The organism is Priestia sp. SRI_019 (assembly GCF_057586255.1).
Genome location: NZ_JBYCZN010000024.1, coordinates 1 through 2,494, shown reverse-complemented (window position 1 = coordinate 2,494; position 2,494 = coordinate 1). Strand labels below are relative to the sequence as shown.

General features: G+C 33.9%; 4 protein-coding genes and 1 pseudogene. 4 read left to right on the top strand and 1 reads right to left on the bottom strand.

What is annotated here, in order from left to right:
• Positions 1–322: pseudogene (locus AC2YJL_RS27600) on the top strand (HTH domain-containing protein); the annotation flags it as partial.
• A 73-nt stretch (positions 323–395) separates the two neighbouring features.
• On the opposite strand, the gene AC2YJL_RS27595 reads toward AC2YJL_RS27600, so the two are convergent.
• Positions 396–1,139 (bottom strand): hypothetical protein, encoded by a 744-nt coding sequence (locus AC2YJL_RS27595; RefSeq protein ID WP_230932249.1) that lies wholly within the window; start codon positions 1,137–1,139, stop codon positions 396–398.
• A 170-nt stretch (positions 1,140–1,309) separates the two neighbouring features.
• Between AC2YJL_RS27595 and AC2YJL_RS27590 the strand changes: the two genes are divergently transcribed.
• The 3 genes from AC2YJL_RS27590 to AC2YJL_RS27580 all read left to right on the top strand — a co-directional run.
• Entirely contained in the window at positions 1,310–1,471 is a 162-nt protein-coding gene (locus tag AC2YJL_RS27590) for a hypothetical protein (protein WP_176542911.1), read from the top strand.
• Positions 1,472–1,585: 114 nt separating this feature from the next.
• Positions 1,586–1,969: a LuxR C-terminal-related transcriptional regulator gene (locus AC2YJL_RS27585; RefSeq protein ID WP_230932248.1), complete on the top strand. Its 384-nt coding sequence runs from the start codon at positions 1,586–1,588 to the stop codon at positions 1,967–1,969.
• A 277-nt stretch (positions 1,970–2,246) separates the two neighbouring features.
• The coding region (locus AC2YJL_RS27580; protein ID WP_487375092.1) for a hypothetical protein at positions 2,247–2,494 on the top strand (248 nt) is incomplete at its 3' end.

Sequence of the window (2,494 nt, the reverse complement as noted above, 5' to 3'; positions counted from 1 at the left end):
CAGTACCCTTATTTCTAAAAACAGTAAAATGCCAGCAGAACAAAAGCTAGCTAATAGCGAAGTAGCAGCTAGTATTAGCTATTTAAATGAAAGTGAAAGCACTAGTGCTAGTTCTTTAAAAGCTAGTACAACTACTAGCAAAGTAGATGCAATTGATATCTTGCTACAGGATCCAAGAGATCGTTCTAAAAGGGTATATAGAGGATTTTATTTTGATGAAGACGTTTTAAGTATTATTGATCGTGTTCCAAAAAGTTATAAATCTGAATTAGTGAATGAAGCTCTAAGCAATGTATTCAAGGAAAAAGGATTATTAGACTAAATAAAACCACTCACCTAAATAAAAGGTGAGTGGTTTCTTATTTAACAATAAGGATCTTGAATTCCTATTAAGATTATTGAAATATTCTACTCATGCTAGCTTTTTGACACTGTAATGGATTAATAGTTGGAGTGCTATTAGGAAGTATAGGGGCCATGAGATTACCTGTAAGGTTACTGTGGGCTGGATCAATATTTCCTGCAGAATCAATAAAAGGACCCGTAGGATCTATAGATTCAAACATGAATACATTGTTAACAGGTTGATTATTAAGCTGAGTAAATAAAGCATGTCCTGCTTCATGTGCAAATGCAAAAGGAGCACTCAAAGCTCTGTTACTCAATGCAATGGATCCAAAGAGTGTAAATTGAGGTACACCGTTTTCAACTCTAAAATTCTCAATTATTACTCCACCGACACCTATAGGTCGACTATTACCTGAAGGAGATGCAAAATCATTGCCACTTGTGTAAACAACGTATATGCCAGGTTGATTCCCATTCATTTGTTTAACTTGATTGATTAGATTCTCAACAGGTCCTCTAAATGCTTCATTAGTACTTAAATTGGTCGCATCTATTACTGTATTTACTTCGATTATAGGTTGTGAAATAAAGTTTATATTACATTCACCTCCACTATTCCATATCTGATTAGCTGAGGCAATGTCTCGATTAAATCTATTTTGCCGGCCATTACTATCACTGGGTGCAGAACCGGGAGTAAAGATACCATAAACATTAACCGAAGGATCACCCTGCGATTGGACTGAGTAACTATAGTTATATCTATATTTTCTCTTTCTTGATTTTTTCAATTAATGCACTTCCTTTTATATAATTAGTACAAGTTATGTAATTGCTAATAATTTGCTTGTATGCTTGTCCAATGACAGCACGATTATTTTATTGACTTTGGAAATTATATCCTTTAAAATTAACTAAAAGCAACGTTGCAACTTAAATACGTTGCTATAAAGGAGAGTATATGAGTAGGGTTAAAGAAGGAAATCGAAGACTTACATGTGATATTCCAGAAGAATTGCATAAGGAATTGCGTTTCTTAGCTGTAGAGAATGATACAAGTATTACGAAGTATGTAAAGGCTTTATTAGAAGAGCATGTGAAGAAAGTAAGAAAAGAAAAGTAAACAAAGAAAGGGCATTTCTCCTGGCAGAGAAATACCCCATGTAAAAAACATAATACTTTACTTAACACTAGTATTATAACATGGGTTGCCCTTAAAAAATAGGAGGGTCTTATCATGGATCAAACCGAAAAATTGTTAATAGGTATCGAGAATATTTTAAGTGTGGCGTCTGATTTAGTACAAGAAGTAGATCGCCTCAAACGTGTTGAAGAAAAATGTCAGATTCTCAAAGAAAAACTTTTTTTGAAGCAATTTACCATTTCAGAACAAGACGATTTTGCTCTTGCTCTTGAGGGCCATTCTGTTAAAGAAATGCAAGATATTTTGTTCAAAGAAGAGAACACAATTAAGACTCAGAGACGCAGCATTCTACAAAAATTAAACGCTTCATCGATGAAAGAAGCAATCGATTTTTATAAAAAAACTACTCAGATTTCTTCGCGAAACTTTACGAATTCTCATCAAGAAATCTTTCAAAAGATAGTTAAAACTTCATAAAAGTTGAGGGTACTTTGAGTGGACAGTAGTTCAACATTTGCAAAAAAGTGTAAGATTTGATGTCGACACTAGGTCAACATTAAGTGCTTTTTTTACTTTTTAGGTCAACAGCAGGTCGACAGTCTGGAAGTTTTCATGGGGTCACTTTTTTGAGGGTGAAAACGTTGTTTTGCTGGGCTTTGCCCAGCATATCACAGCCATGTGATATCAAAAACCCCTTATGCTCTTCTCTACTCGTACTGGAAATTTTGCAATTTGATAGAAAAGGAATGATTTCATGGATATCTTTTTACGAAATATTGATCCGGTTGCCATGCAAAAAGTTGATGCACTAGCGAAAGAAAATGGGATGTCTCGTCAACAATTTTTGAAAGAACAATTTGAAGTATTAGCTTTTTTTGATGAGCAAATAGAAAGAGAAAAAAGATTAGAAGCTATCATTGAACAGAACATCGAAATGATGAAACAATGTGCGATATCAATTGAAAAGATGAATGATATTATCTATGAACTGATGGGGGATGT

Bases quoted from the DNA above. Each gene is read 5' to 3' on its own strand.
- AC2YJL_RS27590 (WP_176542911.1), top strand. From the start codon at position 1,310: ATGAGTAGGGTTAAAGAAGGAAATCGAAGACTTACATGTGATATTCCA.
- AC2YJL_RS27585 (WP_230932248.1), top strand. From the start codon at position 1,586: ATGGATCAAACCGAAAAATTGTTAATAGGTATCGAGAATATTTTAAGT.